Consider the following 1,454-nt stretch of genomic DNA (forward strand, 5'->3'; position numbering starts at 1 on the left):
TGACCGGATTCAACCGGTCGTTGCAACACCGGGTTGTTACAGCAACAGTAACTGCTCGTTGAAGGCTTCAGCGGGGGTCTTCCAGCCGAGTGCCTTGCGGGGCCTCGTGTTGAGTGCGTGAGCGACGGCGTCGATCTCCGCGGCGGACCAGCGGGACAGGTCGGTGCCCTTGGGGAAGTACTGCCGGAGGAGGCCGTTCGTGTTTTCGTTCGTTCCGCGCTGCCAGGGCGACTGCGGGTCGGCGAAGAACACAGGGATGCCCGTGTCAACGCGGAACTGGGCGTGCGCGGACATCTCCTTCCCTCGGTCCCAGGTCAGCGATCTGGCCAGCTGCGTCGGCAGCGTCGACATGGTGTTCGCGAGGGCGTTCTTCATCGTGAGGGCGCCGTAGCCCGCCAGCGCCGGCCCGTTCTTCGGGGTCTCTTTGTGTCGATACCCCTCTTCGCGAGGAAGATGGACGAGGAGCGTGTAGCGAGTCGTGCGTTCGACGACGGTGCCGACCGCTGAGCGTTCCAAGCCGATCAGTAAGTCCCCTTCCCAATGCCCTGGAACGGCACGGTCGGAGGCCTCGGCGGGACGCTCGCTGATCAGCGTCTCCGGAGTGACGTGCGCCCATGCCTTGCGTCGCGAACGCTCTCTCGGCGCACGCAACGCACGTCCCGTTCGCAGACACCACACCAGCTCACGTCTGAGCGCGCCACGCCCTTCGATGTAGAGCGACTGGTAGATCGCTTCGTGGCTGATACGCATGGACTCATCATCTGGGAAGTCGACGCGGATCCGGTTCGCGATCTGCTCAGGACTCCACGCCCACGACCACGGCCGGTCCTTCCGGTGCGGCTTGTTCCGACCCGTGAACTTCGGCGCCGTCGGGCCGGGAACGACCTCACCGGCCGGCATCACGATGCTCCCAGAGAGACGCTCCTCGACATACGCCCGCAGCTGAGGGTTCGCGACGAGTTTGGCGGTCTTCGGCCGCTTCGCGGCGATATCTGACTTCCACTGCGCGACCGACGCACGGTAGTCGCGTTTGCTTCCCCGGGTGGCTGCGTTACGACGCAGCTCACGTGAGATCGTCCCCGGATCTCGTCCGAGACGACGAGCGATCTCACGAACACCAACGGCCTGTGCGTTAAGGATCGCGATCTCCTCCCGCTCACGGAACGACAAGTACCGGCCTGAAGGGGGCTTGCTCAGATCGAACGGCGGCATGCCGCCAGCGTTGTGGAACCACCGGCCACCGACCGGCTGCGACACCCCGACCCGCGCCGCAGCTTCTTCCGGCAACAACCCCGTCGCAATCTCGACCCAGAACCGATGCTGCACCTCTCGCGGGATCGGAGGCGTGCCCGGAGACCGAAGCCTTGGCCGCACCGCTCGATCTGCCTGCTGTTGTCGTCGAACCATCCAAACACCTCCGATTCAAGGTGTTGCGACGACCAGTTGAATCCGCC

Annotated in this window: 1 protein-coding gene; it reads right to left on the reverse strand. The window is 64.9% G+C overall.

Going from position 1 to position 1,454, the window contains the following annotated elements:
* Positions 1 to 36: 36 nt before the first annotated feature.
* Positions 37 to 1,407 carry an IS30 family transposase gene (locus BR85_RS00145; RefSeq protein ID WP_036275335.1) on the reverse strand — a complete coding sequence of 457 codons (1,371 nt, stop codon included), beginning with the start codon at positions 1,405 to 1,407 and terminating at the stop codon, positions 37 to 39.
* Between the last annotated feature and the right edge of the window lie 47 nt (positions 1,408 to 1,454).

It is taken from the genome of Microbacterium sp. UNCCL10 (assembly GCF_000746195.1).
In the GTDB taxonomy this organism is placed as follows: domain Bacteria; phylum Actinomycetota; class Actinomycetes; order Actinomycetales; family Microbacteriaceae; genus Microbacterium; species Microbacterium saccharophilum.

Coding starts and splice junctions, on each gene's coding strand:
- BR85_RS00145 (WP_036275335.1), bottom strand. CDS start 1,407: ATGGTTCGACGACAACAGCAGGCAGATCGAGCGGTGCGGCCAAGGCTT.